The 21831-nt window shown below is 40.2% G+C and carries 23 protein-coding genes; 1 reads left to right on the forward strand and 22 read right to left on the reverse strand.

Going from position 1 to position 21831, the window contains the following annotated elements:
• Nucleotides 1-495: 495 nt before the first annotated feature.
• From PO903_RS19215 to PO903_RS19245, 7 genes are all read right to left on the reverse strand, one after another.
• Nucleotides 496-1467, reverse strand: a complete 972-nt coding sequence (locus PO903_RS19215) for a biotin--[acetyl-CoA-carboxylase] ligase (RefSeq protein WP_273594323.1) — start codon at nucleotides 1465-1467, stop codon at nucleotides 496-498.
• Entirely contained in the window at nucleotides 1464-2786 is a 1323-nt protein-coding gene (locus PO903_RS19220) for a CCA tRNA nucleotidyltransferase (protein WP_273594324.1), read from the reverse strand. The genes PO903_RS19215 and PO903_RS19220 overlap by 4 nt, the downstream gene beginning before the upstream one ends.
• Nucleotides 2787-2798: 12 nt before the next feature.
• Nucleotides 2799-3959, reverse strand: coding sequence for an N-acetyl-alpha-D-glucosaminyl L-malate synthase BshA (gene bshA / locus PO903_RS19225; RefSeq protein WP_069327940.1), 1161 nt, complete (start codon nucleotides 3957-3959; stop codon nucleotides 2799-2801).
• A gap of 125 nt (nucleotides 3960-4084) precedes the next feature.
• Complete coding sequence (gene bshB1 / locus PO903_RS19230) at nucleotides 4085-4786, reverse strand: bacillithiol biosynthesis deacetylase BshB1 (protein WP_273594325.1); 702 nt, start codon at nucleotides 4784-4786, stop codon at nucleotides 4085-4087.
• The gene (locus tag PO903_RS19235) at nucleotides 4786-5205 is read right to left on the reverse strand and encodes a methylglyoxal synthase (RefSeq protein ID WP_069327938.1); all 420 of its coding nucleotides are present in this window, start codon (nucleotides 5203-5205) and stop codon (nucleotides 4786-4788) included. The genes bshB1 and PO903_RS19235 overlap by 1 nt, the downstream gene beginning before the upstream one ends.
• A 23-nt stretch (nucleotides 5206-5228) precedes the next feature.
• The gene (gene dapB / locus PO903_RS19240) at nucleotides 5229-6032 is read right to left on the reverse strand and encodes a 4-hydroxy-tetrahydrodipicolinate reductase (RefSeq protein WP_273594326.1); all 804 of its coding nucleotides are present in this window, start codon (nucleotides 6030-6032) and stop codon (nucleotides 5229-5231) included.
• A gap of 36 nt (nucleotides 6033-6068) precedes the next feature.
• Nucleotides 6069-6416, reverse strand: a complete 348-nt coding sequence (locus PO903_RS19245) for a nucleotide pyrophosphohydrolase (RefSeq protein ID WP_069327936.1) — start codon at nucleotides 6414-6416, stop codon at nucleotides 6069-6071.
• Nucleotides 6417-6626: 210 nt separating this feature from the next.
• Here PO903_RS19245 and PO903_RS19250 point away from each other — a divergent pair, with 210 nt between their 5' ends.
• On the forward strand, nucleotides 6627-7499 hold the full coding sequence (locus PO903_RS19250; protein ID WP_273594327.1) for a YitT family protein: 873 nt from the start codon (nucleotides 6627-6629) through the stop codon (nucleotides 7497-7499).
• A gap of 208 nt (nucleotides 7500-7707) precedes the next feature.
• Here PO903_RS19250 and PO903_RS19255 read toward each other — a convergent pair whose 3' ends face one another.
• From PO903_RS19255 to trpE, 15 genes are all read right to left on the reverse strand, one after another.
• Nucleotides 7708-8346: a DUF1405 domain-containing protein gene (locus PO903_RS19255; protein WP_273594328.1), complete on the reverse strand. Its 639-nt coding sequence runs from the start codon at nucleotides 8344-8346 to the stop codon at nucleotides 7708-7710.
• A 298-nt stretch (nucleotides 8347-8644) separates the two neighbouring features.
• A complete protein-coding gene (locus PO903_RS19260; RefSeq protein WP_069327933.1) occupies nucleotides 8645-8884 on the reverse strand; it encodes an IDEAL domain-containing protein in 240 nt (79 codons plus the stop codon).
• Nucleotides 8885-8908: 24 nt separating this feature from the next.
• On the reverse strand, nucleotides 8909-9415 hold the full coding sequence (locus PO903_RS19265) for a gamma carbonic anhydrase family protein (RefSeq protein ID WP_273594329.1): 507 nt from the start codon (nucleotides 9413-9415) through the stop codon (nucleotides 8909-8911).
• A 97-nt stretch (nucleotides 9416-9512) separates the two neighbouring features.
• Nucleotides 9513-10094 carry a histidine phosphatase family protein gene (locus PO903_RS19270; protein ID WP_273594330.1) on the reverse strand — a complete coding sequence of 194 codons (582 nt, stop codon included), beginning with the start codon at nucleotides 10092-10094 and terminating at the stop codon, nucleotides 9513-9515.
• 162 nt (nucleotides 10095-10256) lie between these two features.
• The gene (locus PO903_RS19275; protein ID WP_069327930.1) at nucleotides 10257-10883 is read right to left on the reverse strand and encodes an anti-sigma factor family protein; all 627 of its coding nucleotides are present in this window, start codon (nucleotides 10881-10883) and stop codon (nucleotides 10257-10259) included.
• On the reverse strand, nucleotides 10880-11479 hold the full coding sequence (locus PO903_RS19280) for an RNA polymerase sigma factor (RefSeq protein WP_069327929.1): 600 nt from the start codon (nucleotides 11477-11479) through the stop codon (nucleotides 10880-10882). The genes PO903_RS19275 and PO903_RS19280 overlap by 4 nt, the downstream gene beginning before the upstream one ends.
• A 537-nt stretch (nucleotides 11480-12016) precedes the next feature.
• The gene (locus PO903_RS19285) at nucleotides 12017-12466 is read right to left on the reverse strand and encodes an ASCH domain-containing protein (RefSeq protein ID WP_273594331.1); all 450 of its coding nucleotides are present in this window, start codon (nucleotides 12464-12466) and stop codon (nucleotides 12017-12019) included.
• 404 nt (nucleotides 12467-12870) lie between these two features.
• Nucleotides 12871-13968 carry a prephenate dehydrogenase gene (locus tag PO903_RS19290; protein WP_069327927.1) on the reverse strand — a complete coding sequence of 366 codons (1098 nt, stop codon included), beginning with the start codon at nucleotides 13966-13968 and terminating at the stop codon, nucleotides 12871-12873.
• 114 nt (nucleotides 13969-14082) lie between these two features.
• A complete protein-coding gene (gene hisC, locus PO903_RS19295; protein WP_273594332.1) occupies nucleotides 14083-15180 on the reverse strand; it encodes a histidinol-phosphate transaminase in 1098 nt (365 codons plus the stop codon).
• Nucleotides 15181-15258: 78 nt separating this feature from the next.
• A complete protein-coding gene (gene trpA, locus PO903_RS19300) occupies nucleotides 15259-16086 on the reverse strand; it encodes a tryptophan synthase subunit alpha (RefSeq protein WP_371748180.1) in 828 nt (275 codons plus the stop codon).
• On the reverse strand, nucleotides 16083-17276 hold the full coding sequence (gene trpB / locus PO903_RS19305) for a tryptophan synthase subunit beta (RefSeq protein WP_069327925.1): 1194 nt from the start codon (nucleotides 17274-17276) through the stop codon (nucleotides 16083-16085). The genes trpA and trpB overlap by 4 nt, the downstream gene beginning before the upstream one ends.
• Complete coding sequence (locus PO903_RS19310; protein ID WP_273594333.1) at nucleotides 17276-17947, reverse strand: phosphoribosylanthranilate isomerase; 672 nt, start codon at nucleotides 17945-17947, stop codon at nucleotides 17276-17278. Before PO903_RS19310 ends, trpB begins: the two co-directional genes overlap by 1 nt.
• Nucleotides 17940-18755 (reverse strand): indole-3-glycerol phosphate synthase TrpC, encoded by an 816-nt coding sequence (trpC, locus tag PO903_RS19315; RefSeq protein ID WP_137220631.1) that lies wholly within the window; start codon nucleotides 18753-18755, stop codon nucleotides 17940-17942. The genes PO903_RS19310 and trpC overlap by 8 nt, the downstream gene beginning before the upstream one ends.
• Nucleotides 18745-19785, reverse strand: a complete 1041-nt coding sequence (gene trpD / locus PO903_RS19320; protein WP_069327922.1) for an anthranilate phosphoribosyltransferase — start codon at nucleotides 19783-19785, stop codon at nucleotides 18745-18747. Before trpD ends, trpC begins: the two co-directional genes overlap by 11 nt.
• 74 nt (nucleotides 19786-19859) lie before the next feature.
• Nucleotides 19860-21416, reverse strand: a complete 1557-nt coding sequence (gene trpE / locus PO903_RS19325) for an anthranilate synthase component I (protein WP_069327921.1) — start codon at nucleotides 21414-21416, stop codon at nucleotides 19860-19862.
• Between the last annotated feature and the right edge of the window lie 415 nt (nucleotides 21417-21831).

Below are 21831 nucleotides of genomic sequence, written 5' to 3' on the forward strand. Positions count from 1 at the left end.
TCTCTCCTGTCTCGGTCCTATAAAACGGCTCAGAGCAGAATTGAATGTAAGCCAACACCTCGCTTCACATGTGTATCCTAGATGGGATACCTATTCAGTTAGTACTCTAATCTGCGACTCAAAAATTGTAGGTTTATTTCTGCTGAATAACAGTGATCTTTTCAACAGACAGATAACCTCGGTAATTGAGTGAACATTAGAGTGGCTTGCATAATGCGCTTATATTGCCAAGCGCTGATAGAAAGATATTTTGCTTCGCAAAAATCATTTTCCATTGAACTTAGTCGCGCTTATATTGCCAAGCGCTGGTAGAAAGATATTTTGCTTCGCAAAAATCATTTTCTCATTGAACTTGGGCGCGCTTATATTGCCAAGCGCTGGTAACATCAAGTTAACATCAAAAAGTACGGTTCGGTCTTGCCGATACCGTCTTCCGATATAGTATAACAGAACAAATACTTAAATTCACTAGTTTGGGTCACAATTATTTTTAAATTAAAATTCGATATCTCCTGAATAAATAGGAACCACCTGATCATCAGCAAGGCGTAGTAACAGTTCACCGTTCATCCCTAAACCTTGAGCAATCCCTTGTAAAGAACCTTGTGCATTGTGGACTTGAATCGATTTGCCGATTGAAATCGCCATACTTTCCCATAAAGCTGCAATGGGTGTGAATCCTTCTTCTGCATACAATTGATACAATGTTTCTAGTTCAGAGATCACTTCAGCAACAACAACTGTACGATCTACGATCTGACCGGATTCAATTCGTAGAGAAGTGGCAATCGGCTGTAAATGTTCTGGCAGATCTTCTGCTGTTAAGTTAGCATCTATACCGATACCTGCAATCGCATAACGTACACGTCCATCTTCCGCCGCCGATTCGATCAGAATACCGCATACTTTGCGTCCATCTATTAATAGATCATTCGGCCATTTAATGCCGATATCTAATTGTGTGATGTTACGTAACGCTCTACATACCGCTACAGCAGCCAGTAATGTTAATTGAGACATATACTGTAATGGTTGTGTCGGACGCATCACCAGACTCATCCAGATGCCTCTACCGGATGGGGAAAAGAAAGGTCTTCCTTGTCTGCCACGACCTGCGGTCTGTTCTTCAGCAATTACTAATGTCCCTTCAGCAGTCTGTTGTTCTGCAAGAGTTCGTGCTTCATCCTGTGTAGAAAGTACAGATTCGAATAAATGTAGAGGCTGACCCCACGAACCTTTTTCACTTAATGCTAATTGTAGAGCTGTGACATCGAATCGATCTGGACGACGTGTGATCCGATATCCTTTGCGAGAAGTCGAGTCAAATTCATACCCTTTTTCCTTCAAACGATTAATTCCTTTCCAGATGGCTGTTCGACTCACCGACATGCGGCGACTGATTTCTTCACCTGAAATATATTGTCCTGGATGTTCATTCAGCAATTGAAGCAGATGTTCATCATTCATCGTAATCCCTTCCTTACTAAGGCTTGATCTGCATAATGTAATATAGCCTCTTTGTTATTTTCCAATTGCCCTGTAGCAACAACAAGTAGAATCTCATTAAATAATTCGCCCAACCATTTTCCAGCGGGAATCTTTACATATTCCAACACTTCTTGTCCTTTAATCGGTAGATCAGCTAGACTGTAAATCGTTAACTGCTCTAACCAACTATCTGCTTGCTGTCCGATGGTAGATAATCGTTGTTGATATGTTGATGGTAAAACAGGATACAGTGTATGCCAGTGTTGAGCAATCTCTTTCCCATAATCCAATACACAACTGACAAATCTCACATAAGACTGATCGATGCTGGATGTTGACTCTATAACCACTTCATTCTCTGTCAGTGATACAGATTCTTGTTCTACTATTCCATCATATAAGCGCTGATTCATTCGTATGATTTTAGATGCTTGATCTGTGATTGTATTTGGAAATGTCCATGATTTGAAATATTGCTTGATCTGTTGTTCATCCATACCTAACGCTAATGCAATCAATGTCCAACGCAAAACCAATGGCGATGAGGGTAATGATTCTAATGAGCGTAGTAAATCAAGATTCAACTTTTCGCAAGGTACACCGACTTTCATATAAGGAACCAATCCACTGCTTAACAGCAATTCAATTCCATGATACGGATATGGACCTGCTATCATTTTTTCCATTTCGACACGAATACGTTCAGTAGCAATATGTTTGATTAAAGCTTGATGATTGAGAAGCGCTTGCCATGTCTGCTGTTCAATCTCAAAATCAAACACCGAAGCAAATCGAATCCCTCGTACCATCCGTAATGCATCTTCTTCAAACCGTTCATCCGCTATACCTACACAGCGAATAATTCCATTGCGTAAATCTTCGATGCCATGAAAAGGATCGACGTACTCTCCATCTATCCCCCGTGCAATAGCATTCATTGTAAAATCACGCCGGCGTAAATCTTCACTCAGTTCACGCACAAATTGTACCTGTTCTGGGCGACGATGATCGACGTATTCCGTTTCCGTACGGTATGTAGTCACTTCAAAAGGCTCATTTTCAATCAAAACGGTAATTGTACCGTGTTCTAATCCTGTTGGAATGGTACGTTCAAATAAAGCAATCACCTGCTCTGGTGTTGCATTGGTTGCAATATCCATATCATTGACGGGTCGCCCCATTAATTCATCACGTACACATCCACCTACAAAATATCCTTCATATCCCTGATCAGTCAAACGGCGGAGCAGAGATTGTCCCTGCTCCGCCGTTTGCGGATCTACCCATTTCCATTGCATGGTATAATCCCCTCAACCACATACCGGAGAAGGCTGAGACAACTCACGTCCAAGTACCCGGTAGTAAATTTGTTCATATTCAGCCATCATGCGTTCGTTGCTAAATTCACGTTGCGAACGATCCAGACAATTTTTGATCATCGTCTGCATCAACTGATGGTTGGTTAATAATTCGATGGCATGTTCTGCCATTTTGTCTGTATCACCAATCGGCGCAAGATAACCCGTTTCTCCGTGAATAATCAATTCAGGAATACCGCCTGCTTGTGAACCTACAGTGGGTACACCGCATGCCATAGCTTCTAACGCTACCAAGCCAAAGCTTTCTTTTTCCGAAGGCAGTAACAAAATATCAGCTAACGAGATCACTTGCGGGATATCATCTTGCTTACCGAGAAACATCACACGATCGGTTAAGCCCAATTCTTGAATCTGAAATTGAATTTTAGGCAGATCAGGCCCTTCACCTACAAGTAACAATCGGGAAGGTATCTTCTCATTGACTTTGGCAAAAATCTCTACCACATCGCTAACACGTTTGACCGGGCGAAAATTCGATACATGCATCAGTACACGATCATCACCAAAAGCATAATCTTTATGCAATTCAGTCGTATCTCGTGGATAATACATTCGTTTGTCTACAAAATTGTACGTCAAATCAATATTGCGTGTAATATCTAACAATTCGTGCGTCTCACGAATCAAGTCTTTGGATACAGCTGTTACAGCATCACTTTCGTTGATCGCCAATCGAATCAAATCTTTTAACGATTCATCTTGTGCGAGCACTGTGATATCTGTTCCATGCAAAGTGGTAACGACTTTCAGATGATCGCCAACCATTTGCTTCGCTAGAAAAGCACATACTGCATGAGGCACAGCATAATGCACATGCAGAACATCCAGCTGTTGCATTTTAGCGACTTGAGCCATTTTGTTAGCCAGTGTTAGATCATACGGCGGATATTTAAACACGTAATAATCATTCACTTCAACTTCATGATAAAAAATATTTTTGTGAAATGTTCCTAATCGAAAAGGAACACTGTGCGAAATAAAATGCACTTGATGCCCTTTTTCAGCAAGTAATTTGCCTAATTCTGTTGCCACGACGCCGGAGCCGCCCAGCGACGGATAACATGTGATGCCGATTTTGAGCATCGTGTCCATAAGGGCTGTCTCCTTTCACTTACCTCATTTATCATGATGTAAGCTCTACGTTTTATATCAGGTAAGTTCATTACTTTATATTATATACATACTCTTTATAATTGTGTTAGCAAAAAAAAGAGATTTTAGCGAAAAAGATCAACGACAAAAGGAGTCTTCGTTACAAATCCTTCAGCAAACTTAATCTGACTGCGTTGACCTGCTAAGCTATCCCGATAACGTACTCGTTCGACATACCCTTGTGTTAGCGGTGTCTCAACCATATCGATATCTGCACCTAATCCACCAAATTGAGAACGATAACAAAGTAAAGCTTGTTCTTTCTGCTCATATACATCCGTGACATCTATAAGCAGATCGGTAGGCGCAGGATCATTGATAAAATAATAATAGGTCTGCTGCACAGTTACTGGAGGAAGTTCTGGCATATAACGACGCAACTTCGCATTAAATACAGCTTCTTCTACCAGTTGACTACAGATCATATGATCTGGATGACGATCGATCCAATACGGAGCAAATACAATTTTGGGAGATAGCTTACGAATCTCAGCAGTAATCGCATCCAATTGCTCTGTAGAACGTGCCAAACGGCGATCAGGCAATCCTAAGTTACTACGATAAGCTAATCCCAATACTTTACCTGCGGCCTCTGCTTCTTGCTTACGCAACTCCACATTCCCATTCGAAGACATCTCTGCTTCGGTCAAATCACAAATGCCTACTTTTAGACCTGCTGCGGCATGCTTAGCGATCGTACCCGCCATGCCAATCTCTGCATCATCTGCATGCGCGCCAAATACAAGAATATCAACAGACTGACTCATTACAGTGCCTCCGGCTTGTATTTATGAACAAGCTCACGCCATGCAAAATCGCCACGATCTAACGCTTTAACCAGAATCTCAGCGGTTGCAATATTGGTAGCTACAGGAATCCCTTGTACATCACAGATACGAAGCAAAGCACTGATATCCGGTTCATGCGGCTGTGCCATCAATGGATCACGTAAAAAGATAATCAAATCCATATCATTTTGCGCAACCATAGCACCGATCTGTTGATCTCCACCTAGTGGACCTGATAAATAACGATGAATTTTCAACTGGGTGTGTTCCATAATACGCATTCCTGTGGTACCTGTAGAATATAATTGATGTCCATCAAAAACATTTTCATAAGCAATCACAAAGTTGACCATCTCATCTTTTTTACGGTCATGGGCAATAAAAGCGATATTAAACATCGAAATCTCCCCTACTCTTCAAATTAATCGATAAAACGCTCAAATCCATAGATCATACCGCTGTATTCCATTACTTTTTGAACCCCTAGCTTTACACCTGGCATGTAGCTAGAACGCTCATACGAATCATTGCGGATTTTGAGTGATTCTCCAGCACCGCCAAAAATCACTTCTTGTTGTGCAAATACACCTGGCAAACGAACACTGTGGATACGGAATCCGTCATATTCTCCACCACGAGCACCTTTTATATTTTCTTTCTCATTCGGGTTACCTTGCTTCATCGATTCACGAACTTCTGAGATCATTTCTGCTGTTTTGACAGCTGTGCCTGAAGGCGCATCTAATTTCTGATCGCCATGATATTCAATAATCTCTAGATTCGGAAAATGTTTGGCGGCTTGTGTTGCAAAACGCATCATTAAAATAGCTCCGATCGAAAAGTTCGGTGCAATCAATCCACCTAGACCAGCTGCCTGACATTTCTGATCTAATTCCTGAATTTGCTCGGTTGTATATCCTGTTGTACCCATCACTGGACGCACACCTGCTTCGATAGCTAATGAAGCATGCTCATACGCATATTCAGGTGTCGTAAAGTCTACTAATACATCTGCTGGATAGTCTGCTAATGCTTGCTTCAGATCAGCAACGACTGTGATATGTGCTGTAGGCAGACCTACTAATTCGCCTGCGTCTTTGCCCGCATCAGAGCGACCAATTGCCGCTGCTAATTCCAATTGTTTGTCACCTAGTACTAATTTCAAGACTTCTTTACCCATACGCCCGCCAGCTCCGGCGACGATTACTTTGATCAATGTTGTCATAACAGACTCCTTTTACTTTAAAATGCTTGATTGATATTATTGTTCTTCAGTGCTACTTTCGTCTATACGTGTCCAGCGATCTTTATCGCGTGTGTTAAATTTATGCATCACTTGATTGTGTGCTTGTGTAAGATCGATTCCTAATGAATTGGCAAAGCACATCGTAATAAATAAAATATCACCCAGTTCCAATTCGATAGAATTATCATCTTCATCATTTTTTTTCGGTTTTTCGCCAAAAGAATGATTGACTTCACGTGCCAACTCACCCACTTCTTCAGACATGCGTGCTAACATGGCAAGTGGAGAAAAATAACCTTCTTTGAATTGTGAAATATACGCATCAACTTCGCGCTGCATTTCTGCTAAAGATTTCTCTGTCATTAATTATAGCCTCCATTACACATTTTCAATCTTATGTACCCTGTATTTCCAACAAATTAACGATGTTCATTGTTACTACAATGTTATCCTAAAGCGATTTTGAACACAAATCAATATTTGTGACTATACTCATTGCAATAACTTTTATGCAATTATGCACGAAAAAATGTATACTGTTAAAGGTTAGTTTATTTTACGGAGGTATTGGCGATGTCAAAGCACAAATATTGGAATCAACTTCGATTGATTATTCCGATTATATTCGGAGCCGGCTTGTATGCATTTGGTTTGCTCTATTTTATTATTCCCAACACCTTGATGGAAGGTGGAGTCACAGGAATCACCGTACTGCTGAATTATGCATTTGGTATATCGCCCTCCTTATCTACACTTATTTTGAATATTCCTTTATTTCTAATTGGTCTTAAATTATTAGGTAAACGTCAGATGATCTATACTGGCGTAGGGATTGCTTCGCTTACCTTTTTCTTATGGTTATTTGAACGAATGATCAAAATGGGTTGGATCGGTACATTTCAGACCAAAAATGATTATATTTTAGCTGCGCTTTATGCAGGTGTAACGTTAGGTACAGGACTTGGGATTGTATTCCGCTTTGGAGGCACTACCGGTGGTTCAGATATTATTGCTCGTATTCTTCATTTAAAGTTCGGTTGGAGTATGGGTCAGATTATGTTAGTTATTGATATTGTGATTATTGGATCTTCATTATTTTTTATCAGTAAAGAATTAGTATTGTACACCTTAGTGACTGTCTATATTGCCTCCAAGTTAATCGACTTTATTCAAGATGGTGCGTATTCAGGTAAAGCGTTTACTATTATTAGTGATCATGCCGGTGAGATTGCTGAAATTATTATGAAAGAATTGGATCGTGGAGTCACTTTAATTCCAGCAATTGGCGCTTATTCTAAACACGCCAAAGAAATTGCGTATTGTGTCGTATCAAGGCAAGAGATTCGACGGGTGCAAATGATTGTTCGTTCTGTGGACCCGCGTGCTTTCATGATTATTAATGAAGTAAATGATGTACATGGTGAAGGATTTCGTGAGGATAGCTGAGTTGGTACCATTCAAGTCATAGAAGTAGTCGCTTTTGCATCATCCACTCCATCAAAATCATTGTTCTTATGGTCGCTATAAAACAAAAGAACCACAATCCTTAAAAAGGTTTGTGGTTCTTTTGTTGAATATACTGTTTTAGTGAATCTTTTTAACGTGTTCTTTCATGTACAGATTTTTTCGACGTATACAGATATAACAAAGTCTATTAATTAAACAACCGTATTTTACGGGCTTGTCTTAATGCTAGAGCTCCTGCCAAAGCAGACGCGAAAGTAAGCATGACTGTAAAATTCCGAACTTGATCTAATCGGTCGACAAGAAGCGGACTGAGCCATGGATAAATATGTTGCGAGTAATCCATATAATCGTTTAGCAGTGTCCATGCCAAAGCGATCAGAAGGTATTTCCAGCCAAAAACGAAAAAGCGTACAAACAATAACGATTCGACTGCCATCGTTAAATGAGAAGCGGTTAACATCCAATCTTGCCAGTATAATGGATCACCTAACGCTACGCCCCAGAAGATCATTACCACTGCCCAGACTCCATATTTTACAGAAGTGACCACTGCGAGTGCTTCGAACAATTTCCGAATCACAATCCATGCTTTTTGCTTGGGTGGATATAAAATAAAAGCTAAAGCTACCGTAAAAAATAAGCTTGCGGTTGGACTATCAGGTACAAAAATGATCATCCATGTCGGCTTGATCTCTAATGTATATTCTAATTGCAATCCATACCATATGTATCCATACACTGTCCCCAGTGCATTACAGATAAGTAGTAACCAGAGCACTCTACGATCTGTTAACAGTGCTTTACTCCACAATAATGAAATCGACATCAACATTCCCCTTTATCTGTTACCACTCTGCTGTATTCTTGGTTAGCCATGAATCTATATCATTTTAATAGGATGTGAGATCAGGCGCAAGTACTATACCTAGAGCCAACCGTTTTATTTGCGATTCATATACACAAAAAAGCCTGCCTGATATAGGCAGACTCCGACAGTTAGCATACACTAACTTTTTATAATCAAATTCCGTTTCTTCCTTATGTCCGACAACGGCATCCATACGAATTATTATTGTTCTGCTTGCTACGCTTACAAACAGATCAGGATCTTACACACTTTTTGATTAAAAAGATAATGATTTTCGTTCAACGATTTCTAACACCGGTTCTTCCACAACAACTGTAGAAGCAAGAGTACGTAACTCATCGGTTAGACGTTGAAAAGAATCTTCATCTCTTTCCGCAAGTGCTTGATCAATTAAAAGATGTAATTCATTCATCCGATGCTCACGTAGTACTTGATCCCATACCATTTCAGCCGCTAGTCCCAGCATAACTTCATAGGTTACTTTCATCTTGTACATAGGGCGCACCTCCATAATGCTATTTCATGGATTCCTGAACTCTGCTCCTTTGTCCACATAGCTCTGTGTAGTACGTGCCATCCGTTCCAAATCTTGCTCGGTAAGCTCGCGTATTACACGTGCTGGTGAACCTAAAGAAAGAGTATAAGGTGGTATTATTGTGTTCTCAGTGACGAGTGAACCTGCACCAATCAAAGCATACTCTCCAATATCAGCACCGTTCAGAATAATAGCTCCCATTCCAATGAGAGAACCTTTACCTATTCGGCAACCGTGTATGATAGCGGAGTGTCCGACAGAGACATCATCTTCAATCCATAACGGATGTTTCTCATGTACATGTCCTACAACTAAATCTTGAATATTACAACGCTCTCCAATGATTACTGGAGCAAGATCGCCACGAAGTACAGCGTTGAACCATATACTGCTGTCTTTGCCGGCAGTTACATGACCAATTAATTTGGCACCTTCTGCAACAAAAACAGTGGGATCGATATTCGGTAGTTGATTATGATAAGGCAATAACATGTGATTAACTCCTTAATGGCATTTAACCAATTTATTTGTAAGCGCATCACTAATTATACAAAAAAATAAAATAAAAAATAACCCGTCTAAAGAAGGGTTATTGTAAATGCTGTATATTGTTATATAAAATGGTCGTCCACTCCTGCTCTGTACGCTCCAAAACCGTCAAAGAAAGATTGCCAATTCGCTCGGTGTGATCTTCTTTTAGTAGTAATGTAAATAACTGTGATAAAAATCCACCATGACTGACAACGAGAATATTTTGCTCTGGATATTGTTCCATCGTATGATTCAAAAATTCCAATCCACGCGCTTGAATATCTTCTACTTTTTCTTGACCCAATTCTAATGTTTCCCAATCAGCGCCCCACTTTTCTTCTCGTTCTTGCCATGTTAATCCTTCCACCTGTCCAAAAGAACGCTCTTTCAATCGTTGATCCGGTTCCAACAAAGGAATATGTAAACGATCTGCTATAATTTGAGCGGTTTCTTGAGCACGAGACAATTCACTTGCTACGATAAAATCCCATTGTACGGATTCACGTTCAGTCACAAGACGTTCTGCTAATAATCCCGCTTGTCGTCTGCCTTCATCATTTAAAGGAATATCACTATGTCCTTGAATCCGTCCCAAAGCATTCCAATCAGTGAGTCCATGTCTTATTAAGCCTATACGCATTAGTGATTACCCTACTTTCTATTTTTATTCCATGTCACTCTAAATACAAAACAATAATCTATACTAACACAATTTACATGTATTCCAAACAAAAAACAGTTCACAATCCCCATGTTCCGTTCATGGTTACGATTGTGAACTGTTTGGAATATCAGCAAATGATTAATGACGTGCTTTGGCAAGCCAGCGTAATGACAGTAAAGCAAGCATCATACCTACTACCGACAAAATCATCCAGTATTGAGGATGGCTTGGGTTCATAGGAATGACCAAAGGATCGATTAGACCACGTTCAGAGCCTACAAAATGTAGAGAAGAATTAGCTACTGTTGCGCTATCGCTTGTGGCAATAGCCGTAGGTACAATCCCTGATACACGCTCTTGCGCCGCATCTCGATCAAATGTGCCTGAAAAATCAAGTGTTAAATATAACGAACTACATATAAATATAGCAAACAAGCAGAGAATCCAGGCCGATAAACGACGGCGGAACAAACGCAAAATAGGTCCATGCTTACGATCGGTCTGTAATACCCATGGAGATTCAGCGTAAATACGATCCATGACGCTAAGGTTTACTTTCTCTGCCTCAGCATTCATCATCAGCTCAGCAGCTTCATCTTCTGCAACCTGAGCTTGAATTAAATCATAACTTTCCTGCCATATTTGAAATTCCGCCGCACAAGCCGGACACTCTTCTATATGACGGTCAAGTGCCTGGCGGCGCGAATCATTTTTCGGAAGATCGTGATAAATCCCGAATAACTCTTCGGCCTCTCTGCAATTCATTTTCTTTTCATCCCTTCAATAGGCTCATCATAGACCGAATCATAAAAATACGGTTCTAACCGAATTTTCACACTCGCTCTTGCCCGGAACAAAAGAGACTTGACGGAGCTTACGCTCTGAGAAAGGATTTCAGCGATTTCCTGATAATCCATCTGATCATATTCGCGGAGGATCAATGCAGATCTTTGCTTTTCAGGTAACAGATCAATTGCTTCACGTACCATTTGTACACGTTCATTACGCAATGCAGCTTGCTCAGGCACCATACTATTCGGTGCTAATGGAACAAAACCACTTTCTTCAAGCGGTACACTGCCATTTTTTTGTTTGCGCAGTTCACTAAGTACAGTATTGCGTGCAATTGTATACAACCATGTCGAGAACGAAGCATCTACTTCCCGGAAGGAATGAAGGCTTTTATAAGCCTTGTAGAACGTCTCTGAACATAAATCCTCTGCCATCATTTCGAGACTGGAGTTTTTGAGCATGTGATACACAAATGCCAAAATTTTGCGCTGATAACGACGCATCAGCTCTGAATATAACTCCACATCACCGTTTTTAATTTCCTGAATCAACAGGGAATCATCTGTCATTCTAATGCGACCCTCCTCGTTGCTGCCGCCGCATCTTTCCGTTCCATGTATACTATGTAATACCGAAACGAACGGCAAAAGTTGCGGTAGAAAACCAAGTTTCCACAACTTTACAACAACTTCTCTAGTTTGAAATGTATTTGAATGATAAAAATTACGAATGTCACTAAACTGCAATATAATAAGCGATGAATGATCGTCAGTTGTTACGATTGAGAGAGCTTTATTGATTTAAAATAAGCCTCAGAAAAATGCCCTTTTATAACCTATCTAATTATCAGACGGAGCATGTACCAAAAAGGTTGCTGATTTTAGCAAAAAAATTTAAAAAAATTCGAATTTATTTTTGAAAATCGATTTGAAGCTTGGAGTAGGTTCGTCTAACAGGTACTCAATACCTTCAATTTGGCTACTTTTATGCTTCTTTATGTAGTGTCTCCTTTTGACTATACATAGTTATCGGTTAGACCTGTATATCTGATGAAGTTATTTAGCAAGGGTATATGTTCAATTCACACTTATTATACTTATATTGCTTTAGTTCCCTTCTATACTTTCTTCCCAATTCCAAAGACTTAAGTATCCTTTAGCTGGAATAGGCTTTTGTAGTATGTTCATTTGATCTAACTCCCAAGCATATCGTCCTTCGGTATAATCTCCTACGTATTCTTCAAAAGCAGTAATGTTTTTAATTTTACCTGCTGATTCAAGTATCACTTGATCTTCCTGTGTAAAAGATTGCCAACAATCCATTAACACTCCTTTAGCGATGACTGCACCTATTGGAAGATCGTTAGGTGTAGAATACCCGTGCTTTGACAGTATCGTTTTTATTGCTGGATGTGCACACGCTTTTTTGTCTACTGATTTACCTGCATGAATCGCTATGGCTCCACGATGCTTGGTTGCCCAACTACGGGTTTCAAATCTTTTTTCTCCTAGCGCAATCAAAGTTGCCCACGGTTGTCTAATCGTTACGGCTCTCATGAATTGACCTCCTGTTACATTGATACACTGGAATCCACAATGATTATAATTGATATATTTTCGATGTGTCTATTCTTAGTCATTGTATATTACCATAGCTAATTTTCCCTCAAAACACAAAAAGAAACCGCTAACATAAGTTAGCGGTTTGTTCCCACCTAATAAGGGGGAGCTAGTATTGGATAGGAGTGGAGAGAAACCATACTGTACTTTTAGTATACTGTATACGCTTTCATTCTGTCAACACTCTTAGTTACTTTTTTCATATTTTTCTATAAATAATTTAAAAATCCATTTTTGGAAGCCAGTTTACGGTACAGTAAATTGTAGATGTAGACTGGTTTCCTTAATGTTTACTTCAATTATTCTAACTTTATATCTTATCTAACACTTATGATTCTATTTTATACAAATACACTATATTGCTGATCTTGTAGCATAATCTTCGCTTTTTCCATATCATGCTCTTGTCTAAAGGATAACCGCATTACACCCGGTACATCTTCTCGACTCTCCACAATCTGAACATTGCTAATGTTAATGCCTTGATTACCAATTTCAGTTGTGATTTTACCAATAATCCCTGGATGATCGGGTACTTCGAGATAAAGATCATAAAGCGAAGCAATCATACCTTTACGACGTTCAGGCAATTGATCACGGAAAGCGCCTGCTTTTTCAAATTGTTCTTCAATCCCACGAGAGTCTTGTTGATTCAATAATTCAATAAAGTCAGCTACACCGCTATTCCAATCTTCCAACAAAGACAATATAATCTGTCGATTATTCAGTAAAATATCTCGCCATACGATCGGATCACTGGAAGCGATACGTGTAATATCACGGAATCCACCTGCGGCTAACATACGATACAATGGATTATCCTGATTGTATTGACGAATTTGATTAACCAGTGCGACTGCAATAACATGTGGTAAATGACTAATCGCCCCCACAATTTCATCATGCATAACCGGTTCTACTTTTACAATTTGTGCTCTTGTTGTCTGTTCCAAAAGATGACCTAAACGGTCTACAACGTCCTGTGGTACATTTTCTGGAGGTGTAAGTACGTAATATGCATTTTCAAATAAAAGCGCTGAGGCAGCTCCTACCCCTGCACGTTCTGAACCTGCCATAGGATGCCCACCTATAAAATACACGGAATCCAAATTCAATTGTTCTGCATGAGCAATTACAGATGCTTTGGTACTGCCTACATCTGTTATAATGCAACCCTTTTTAAGTGGCAAATGACTTAACTTGTCCAAATAAGTACCAATCAAGCTAACAGGCACACATAAAAAAATAAAGTCGGCATCTAACGCCGCCTCTTCTATCGAAAGTGTAGCATGGTCAACAACTTCCCGTTCTTGATACGTATGTATTAATTCAGGGAGGTGCGTGTAGCCCGTTACATATAGATCAGGCTTGCCTTTAAAACATAGTGCAAGCGAGCCACCAATCAGCCCTACACCGAAAATTGCAATTTTAGTTGTCATCACATATCCCACTCATTCTTTATCTGATATCAAGTATGGTTCATATCAGGACCATGCTTAGCTAGATCTTTTCTGCTTGCATTGATCCTGATACGAACGCACTTGCTTAAGAAATTAAACAGTTGTTGATTGTTCTTGCATCGACTCTTCTAATGCACGAATAAAGATTTCATTTTCACGTGCTGTTCCAACCGTAACACGAATATACGTTGGATATTTCTGATGCCCTGCACGTACAATGACTCCACGACGAAGCATCGATTGGAACAATTCTAATGCTTGATGCTTCACATCGACCATAATGAAGTTTGTCTGTGTTGGGAAGTAATGAAGTCCTAGACGGTCAAATTCAGCCGTTAGATACTCGATACCTTCTTTATTCTTGTTATGACATTCTTGTACGAAATCTTGATCTGCCAAAGCTTGACGTGCAGCTGCTTGACCAATACGTGAAGTATTGAACGGCTCGCGCACTTGATTGATCAATTTAATAACATCGGCATGTCCTACACCATAACCAATTCGGAGTGCAGCTAGACCATAGATTTTGGAGAATGTACGTAAGATCACTAGATTTGTATATTTTTCAAGCAATTTAAGACTTTGTGGGTAAGCCGCATCGGTCACATACTCATAGTATGCTTCGTCCAATACCACCATTACGCTACTAGGCACCTGTTCCAAAAAGCCAATTAATTCTTCGTGAGATACAATCGTACCCGTAGGATTGTTAGGATTACATACCCAGATGATTTTGGTACGACCATTCACCTGTGCCATCATCCCTTCAAGATCATGTACTCCGTCTTTTAAAGGCACTTCATGAACAAGCGCTCCTTCAATATCGGCATTACTTTTATAAACTGAAAATGTCTGATCTGCCATAATTGTCTCGTCGCCGGGCTCTAAAAAAGCACGTGTGATCAATGCAATAATCTCATCTGATCCACAACCGAAAATAATCTGATCCGACTGAACACCTAGATGCGACCCTAATTGTGCAGTTAGCTCTACAGCTCCACCATCAGGATAGATATGTAGTTGCGTTAATTCTTGAGCAATCGCAGCCTGAACAGATGGAGCAGAACCGTATGGATTTTCATTCGAAGCTAACTTAATGACTTCACTTAGACCTAACTCACGCTTTACTTCTTCTAAAGGCTTACCTGGTTGGTATACAGGAATATTGACAATACGAGATTTTGGCTTCATGGTTTTTGACTCCTTCATATAAAAGGCGGAGCCACTAATATAGGGCTCCATCTTTATTGGATATAGTAATGACTATTGTTATTCTTTTAATTCTGCCACAAATTTGCGAATTTGCAATAATCCTTCGATTTTGCGTTCTGGATTAGTTAGAAGAGGTATTTGTGATTCGATCTGGCGTACAATCGCACTACCTACAACAACACCATCACAGAATTTTGAAAATTCTCTCACTTGCTCACTACTTGAAATACCGAACCCAACAGCAACGGGAAGATCGGTATTGCTTTTCACATCACGGATAAATTGCTCTACGTTGTTATGAAAAGAAGCTCGCTCTCCTGTCACTCCAAGTGAAGATACACAATAGACGAATCCTTGTGCACCGTCTAAAATGGCTGCAATTCGATCATTCGATGTAGGAGCCACTAGCGGAATTAAGCTAACACCTGCGGCTTTGGAACGCTCTCTCATTTCACCGGATTCTTCAACTGGTAGATCTGGAATAATCATGCCACTAATGCCATGAGCTTGCATCGTCTCAAAAAAGCGTTCCAGTCCAAATTGCAAAATCGGATTATAATACGTAAACAAAATAAAAGGCATTTCTACCCCGCGTTGACGTGCTCCGTCAGCAACTTCAAGGCAAGTGTTGATTGTTACATGATGGGTAAGCGCACGCTGAGAAGCACGCTGGATGACAGGGCCATCTGCCAGTGGATCAGAATAAGGAACGCCTAATTCCAAAATATCGGCACCTGCTGCTTCCAATTCTACAATAATATCGATCGTTGTCTGTGGATCAGGATCGCCTACAGTGAGAAAGGGAATCAATGCTGTTTTGCCTTCTTCTTTGAGTCTAGCAAATGTAGCATCCATACGGTTCTGACTTTGATCAGTCATACTCATTGTACGCCCTCCTCATACTGCATAATTGACTCTACATCTTTATCGCCACGACCGGAAAGGCAGATCACTAGCAACTGATCACTATTCATATCTTTCGCCATTTTAACCACATGGGCAATTGCATGTGAAGACTCGAGTGCAGGGATAATACCTTCGGTACGACACAATAATTTTAGAGCGTCTAGCGCTTCTGCATCTGTTACAGGCACGTACTGAACACGCTTGATATCTTTAAGATACGAATGTTCAGGACCTACACCCGGATAATCGAGACCAGCTGAAATCGAATGTGCAGGCTGTACTTGTCCATATTCATCTTGTAGTAAATAACTCATAGAACCTTGAAAAACACCTTTGGTTCCCAGACTCATCGTTGCCGCATGCAAAGGCGTATCAATCCCACGTCCTGCTGCTTCTACACCGATCAAATTAACCTCAGTATCTTCAATAAATGGATAGAACATACCGATTGCATTACTACCGCCACCGATACAAGCTACGACTGTATCCGGTAAGCGATTTTCAAGTTCAAGTATCTGACGGCGTGTCTCATCTCCAATAATACGTTGGAAATTACGCACCATCATCGGATATGGATGAGGGCCTACCGCTGAGCCTAGAATATAAAACGTATCTTCAACATTACTTACCCAGTAGCGTAATGCTTCATTTCCTGCATCTTTAAGTGTCATCGTACCTGAAGTCACAGGAACCACTTCTGCTCCCAATAACTTCATCCGAAATACATTCAATTGCTGACGGCGAATATCTTCTTCACCCATAAATACTTTACACTCAAGTCCAAACAATGCAGCTACCGTCGCTGTCGCCACACCATGTTGCCCTGCACCCGTTTCAGCAATAACTTTCTTTTTACCGGTACGCTTCGCAAGCAACCCTTGAGCAAGCGCATTATTGATTTTATGTGCACCTGTATGATTTAAATCTTCACGTTTGAGATAAATTTTAGGACCACCCAATTCTTCACTTAAGCGTTGTGCATAATAAAGAGGCGTTTCCCGACCTGAATATTCTTTGAGCAAATATTTCAGCTCAGTCTGAAATTCTTCATCTTCTGCATATTGATAATAAGACTGCTCCAATTCGATAAGTGCATTCATAAGAGTCTCAGGCACATATCTTCCTCCGAAATCGCCGAAACGTCCTTTTGCATCTGGTAATGTAGTCATTATGCCTTCACCCTTTCTACAAATGTTGTTATTTTCATGATGTCTTTGATACCATCCGTTTCCACGCCGCTCGATACATCAACGCCTTCAAGCAAATGGTTGTCCAATAGAGAAGATATATTCTCCGGTGTTAATCCTCCAGCTACAAGCAATGGAATCCCTTGTTGCACTGTCCACTGGTGATAAGGTTGTATCTGATCCCAAGCAAATGTCTTACCTGAGCCTCCTCCATATAGAGGGTCATACGTATCTAATAAAAAGGCATCGACTACGCCTTTGTAAGGTAAAAGTTGTTGTTCTACCGGTTGTGGTTGGTCTGTCTGTGTGAGTGAAACCACTTTGAATACCTGCTTATGCAATTGTTCCTTGATCTGTCTGCATAGCTCAGGACTTTCTTGACCATGAAGCTGAATCACATCAAGTGGAGCGATCTCAACAATCTCTTTGAGTTGTTTCAGCGTCGGGTTAACGAACACGCCAACACTTTGAGGAGCAGGGTAATCTTCCCATTCCTGAAGTGTTTGAATCAGAATAGAGGCTTGTTCAGCATTCACCTGACGCTTACTTGTAGCAAAAACGAAACCGATGTAATCAATCGGTAATTGTATCATAGATTTTAGCACTTCAACGCTTTGAAGTCCACAAATTTTTACGTATTTTTTTTCAGTCATGATTTTGTTTTTTGGTAGGTTCCATAAGTGTTTTTACAGCGTCACGAATATCGTCTTTACGCATAAAGTATTCGCCTACCAATACTCCTTTAGCTCCTGCACCCGATAAATAGACCATATCGTCCACACCAGAAATACCACTTTCACTGATCAAAGGAACATGTTCAGGAACAAGATTAATCAGTTCAACCGTTGTCGCCAGTGAAGTTTCGAATGTTTTGAGATTGCGATTGTTTACACCAATCAATCCATGTTCAGCAGCACCTTTTATTTGCAGGACGGTTGCCAATTCTTCATGATCATGAACTTCAATCAATACATCTAGCCCAATTGATAATGCTAGATCGAAATAGGATTGCAATTGTTCAGGTGTCAAAATAGCCGCGATAAGCAAAATAGCATCTGCACCGATTAAGCGTGCTTCGTAAATCTGTACTTCATCAATAATAAAATCTTTACGCAATAACGGAAGCTTTACCGCTTGATGAATAGCCGTTAAATACTCTTTACTTCCTTGAAAATAGTCAACATCAGTTAATACAGAAATACAATCAGCTCCTGCATCTTCATACGCTTGAGCAATCTGAACAGGGTCAAAATCAGGACGAATCAAACCTTTAGACGGTGAAGCTTTTTTCACTTCTGCAATCAAGCCCATTGAATGATGAGGATGCTGAATTAAAGCTTTGCGAAAACCTTTAGTTGCAGGCAATGCTTTAATCTGTTCTTTGGCTTGTTCTACCGAAAATGTTTTTTTCAATAGTTCTACTTCCTGCTGTTTGGTCACTACAATACGATCAAGATACATAACTTAATCCCTCCGTTGTGTCTATTAATTGTTGTAACTTATGAGCAGCCGCACCTGAATCTATCGCTTGTGCTGCTATAATCGCTCCTTGAGCCAATGTCTCTGCTTGCCCTGAAAGGTAAATACAAGCTGCGCTATTCGCTACGACTACATCTCGATAAGCACTTTCTTCTCCACGAAGTACACTACGAATAATATCTGCATTTTCCATGGCGTCTCCGCCTAATGTATGTTCAATCGGATGAGTCGGTAATCCAAAATCGCTAGGACTGATCTCATATGTGTGTACGTGTCCATCTTTTAATTCAGCCACTCTTGTAGGTGCAGATATACTGATCTCATCTAGACCATCCAGACTTGCGACAACCAGTGCACGTTTTAGCCCTAATAAATGAAGGGTATGTGCTACGGTCTCGATTTTTGTAATATCATACAGTCCAATCAATTGACGATCTGCTCCTGCTGGATTGGTTAAAGGCCCTAACATATTAAATACCGTTCGTACGCCTAATTCACGACGAGTCGCTGCGGCATGCTTCATTGATGGATGAAAGACCTGTGCAAACATAAAGCAGATGCCGATATCTTCTAGACACTTAGCTGCTTGATCCGGATTAAGACTAATATTCACACCCAAAGCTTCTAATACGTCTGCACTTCCAGCTTTACCTGAAGCAGAGCGGTTACCATGCTTTGCTACCCTTACACCGATCGAAGAAGCAATAATCGCCGATACAGTTGAAATATTAAATTTGTGAATCCCGGAACCGCCTGTTCCACATGTATCTAATAATCCATCGGATAGTACAGGAACACTCCCACCATTTGTACGCATTGCTTCAGCCAAACCTGTGATTTCTTCGACCGTTTCTCCTTTAATACGAAGGGCTGTCAGTAACCCTCCAATCTGTGAAGGTGTCGCAATACCGCTCATAATCACATGCATCACTTGATTGGATTGTTCTCGTGTTAAGTGCTTGCCTTCTATAATTGTAGCTATCGCTTGTTGCATCAGTTCATTCCCAACCATCTCTGTCTCTCCTTTAACTCTTTTATCTTTCTATATTTATCGATGTAATACTTAATAACTTGATGTAATGCTATTTAACGATCATATCCGTACATATAATCTTGATTAATTTCAGAATCATGATCTTGTGGTTTAGGTAAAAACATCGCTTCCGCTACACGAATCGATTTGAGCATCCCTTTTGCTTTATTTACCGTCTCTTCGTATTCTTTTTCTGGAACCGAATCCCATACAATGCCTGCTCCGGCTTGCACATAAGCTTTACCATTTTTGAAAATAATCGTCCGAATCGTGATACAAGCATCCATATTGCCAGAGAATCCAAGATATCCGATAGCACCTGCATATGCACCCCGTGCTTCATTTTCGATCTCAGCGATAATCTCCATCGCTCTTAACTTAGGTGCACCTGATACGGTTCCTGCGGGTAGACAAGATAAGAAAGCATCGAAAAAGTCTTTATCTTTATGCAGTGTACCTGATACTCCAGACACAATATGCATTACATGCGAATAACGTTCAATTTCCATAAACGTATCTGTTTTGACACTTCCGAATTCAGAGACACGTCCTAGATCATTACGTCCTAGATCGACAAGCATAAGATGCTCTGCACGTTCTTTTTCATCTTGAAGCAATTCTTCAGCCAAAGCTTGATCTTCCGCTTCTGTTTTACCGCGAGGACGTGTGCCTGCTATCGGTCGAGTCTCTAAGCGATCACCCGCTACTTTGACAAGCGCTTCTGGTGATGTCCCGACGATAATCTCATCATCCATTTTCAAATAATACATATAAGGCGACGGGTTCATCGTACGTAACACCCGATACACTTCAAGTGGTGAAACTTCAGTCTCGATATGAAAACGTTGTGACAACACCACTTGAAAAATGTCACCGGCACGAATATATTCTTTGGCACGATGTACACCATCTATATATTCTTCTTTGGTCATATTGGATTGAATTTCGCCCATTTCTACATCTTCCGATACCGGGCTACGTCCCATCGTGCTTATAGAAGGTTGTGTTTTCAACAAATCTTCTGTTGCTTCTAGCTTACGACTAGCTTTGATATACGCTTCACGAATCTGTTGTTCTGTTGCGTTATCCGGTACATGCACATTACCAACTAGCAAAATATGTTGCTTCACATGATCAAAGACGACAATCTGATCACAAAACATAAACTGAATATCATCCATCTGCATGTCATCTATGCGATGAGCAGGTAATTTTTCATAATATTGCTGTAGATCGTAACCGAAGAAACCAATAGCTCCACCTGTAAATGGAGGTAAGCCTTCTACTTTGGGACTGCGATAACGCTGTAATAATGTTTTGAGTTGTTCAATCGGCTTACCTGCTAATTCAGCTTCCTGACCATTGATTTCAAGCTTGATTCTGCCCTTTTTCCCGGAGATCAATAAAAATGGATCACTACCAATAAATGAATATCGCGCCCATTTGCTACCGCCCTCTACGCTTTCCAACAGAAATGCACGCTTATGATCAGCATAACGTTGAAAAATCCGAATCGGTGTCTCCATATCTCCTAGCAAACGTTTGACAATAGGAATCAAATTATATTCTTTCGATGTTGCAATCACTTGTTCGATATTAGGTTGAATCATAGAAGTCGCTCCTCAGATTTGTATTTTGGGTACTAAAAAAGCCTTCACGCGTGTTGACGCATGAAGGCTGCAATAGACGTACAAAATGTACAAATGTCAGAATCGACTACCTCAGATTCTGGCAGACCCGAAGTATTACACTACAAATAGTATAAAGAAAGTAGCAATCGTATAACATATCTATGTATACGGCTGACTTATAATCTGTTAGCGATCAAGTTAGCATCTATGAATCTCTTATTGTTTATTTAGCATAACAGCGATACACTCTTGTACCTCTCGTTATCTATAAATAATGAATACAATAATAATCCAATCGATGATGACTATCTCACCATACAGTTCTTTCTATGATTCTATTTCTAGCTATACTACGTTATACTGCTTGAAACGTCTTCGCTGTTGTCTTCCTGCT

The sequence above is a fragment of the Paenibacillus sp. PK4536 genome (genome assembly GCF_028594455.2).
Lineage (GTDB): Bacteria > Bacillota > Bacilli > Paenibacillales > Paenibacillaceae > Saccharibacillus > Saccharibacillus nuruki.

Coding starts and splice junctions, on each gene's coding strand:
- PO903_RS19215 (WP_273594323.1), bottom strand. CDS start 1,467: ATGAATGATGAACATCTGCTTCAATTGCTGAATGAACATCCAGGACAA.
- PO903_RS19220 (WP_273594324.1), bottom strand. CDS start 2,786: ATGCAATGGAAATGGGTAGATCCGCAAACGGCGGAGCAGGGACAATCT.
- bshA (WP_069327940.1), bottom strand. CDS start 3,959: ATGGACACGATGCTCAAAATCGGCATCACATGTTATCCGTCGCTGGGC.
- bshB1 (WP_273594325.1), bottom strand. CDS start 4,786: ATGAGTCAGTCTGTTGATATTCTTGTATTTGGCGCGCATGCAGATGAT.
- PO903_RS19235 (WP_069327938.1), bottom strand. CDS start 5,205: ATGTTTAATATCGCTTTTATTGCCCATGACCGTAAAAAAGATGAGATG.
- dapB (WP_273594326.1), bottom strand. CDS start 6,032: ATGACAACATTGATCAAAGTAATCGTCGCCGGAGCTGGCGGGCGTATG.
- PO903_RS19245 (WP_069327936.1), bottom strand. CDS start 6,416: ATGACAGAGAAATCTTTAGCAGAAATGCAGCGCGAAGTTGATGCGTAT.
- PO903_RS19250 (WP_273594327.1), top strand. CDS start 6,627: ATGTCAAAGCACAAATATTGGAATCAACTTCGATTGATTATTCCGATT.
- PO903_RS19255 (WP_273594328.1), bottom strand. CDS start 8,346: ATGTCGATTTCATTATTGTGGAGTAAAGCACTGTTAACAGATCGTAGA.
- PO903_RS19260 (WP_069327933.1), bottom strand. CDS start 8,884: ATGTACAAGATGAAAGTAACCTATGAAGTTATGCTGGGACTAGCGGCT.
- PO903_RS19265 (WP_273594329.1), bottom strand. CDS start 9,415: ATGTTATTGCCTTATCATAATCAACTACCGAATATCGATCCCACTGTT.
- PO903_RS19270 (WP_273594330.1), bottom strand. CDS start 10,094: ATGCGTATAGGCTTAATAAGACATGGACTCACTGATTGGAATGCTTTG.
- PO903_RS19275 (WP_069327930.1), bottom strand. CDS start 10,883: ATGAATTGCAGAGAGGCCGAAGAGTTATTCGGGATTTATCACGATCTT.
- PO903_RS19280 (WP_069327929.1), bottom strand. CDS start 11,479: ATGACAGATGATTCCCTGTTGATTCAGGAAATTAAAAACGGTGATGTG.
- PO903_RS19285 (WP_273594331.1), bottom strand. CDS start 12,466: ATGAGAGCCGTAACGATTAGACAACCGTGGGCAACTTTGATTGCGCTA.
- PO903_RS19290 (WP_069327927.1), bottom strand. CDS start 13,968: ATGACAACTAAAATTGCAATTTTCGGTGTAGGGCTGATTGGTGGCTCG.
- hisC (WP_273594332.1), bottom strand. CDS start 15,180: ATGAAGCCAAAATCTCGTATTGTCAATATTCCTGTATACCAACCAGGT.
- trpA (WP_371748180.1), bottom strand. CDS start 16,086: ATGAGTATGACTGATCAAAGTCAGAACCGTATGGATGCTACATTTGCT.
- trpB (WP_069327925.1), bottom strand. CDS start 17,276: ATGACTACATTACCAGATGCAAAAGGACGTTTCGGCGATTTCGGAGGA.
- PO903_RS19310 (WP_273594333.1), bottom strand. CDS start 17,947: ATGACTGAAAAAAAATACGTAAAAATTTGTGGACTTCAAAGCGTTGAA.
- trpC (WP_137220631.1), bottom strand. CDS start 18,755: ATGTATCTTGATCGTATTGTAGTGACCAAACAGCAGGAAGTAGAACTA.
- trpD (WP_069327922.1), bottom strand. CDS start 19,785: ATGGTTGGGAATGAACTGATGCAACAAGCGATAGCTACAATTATAGAA.
- trpE (WP_069327921.1), bottom strand. CDS start 21,416: ATGATTCAACCTAATATCGAACAAGTGATTGCAACATCGAAAGAATAT.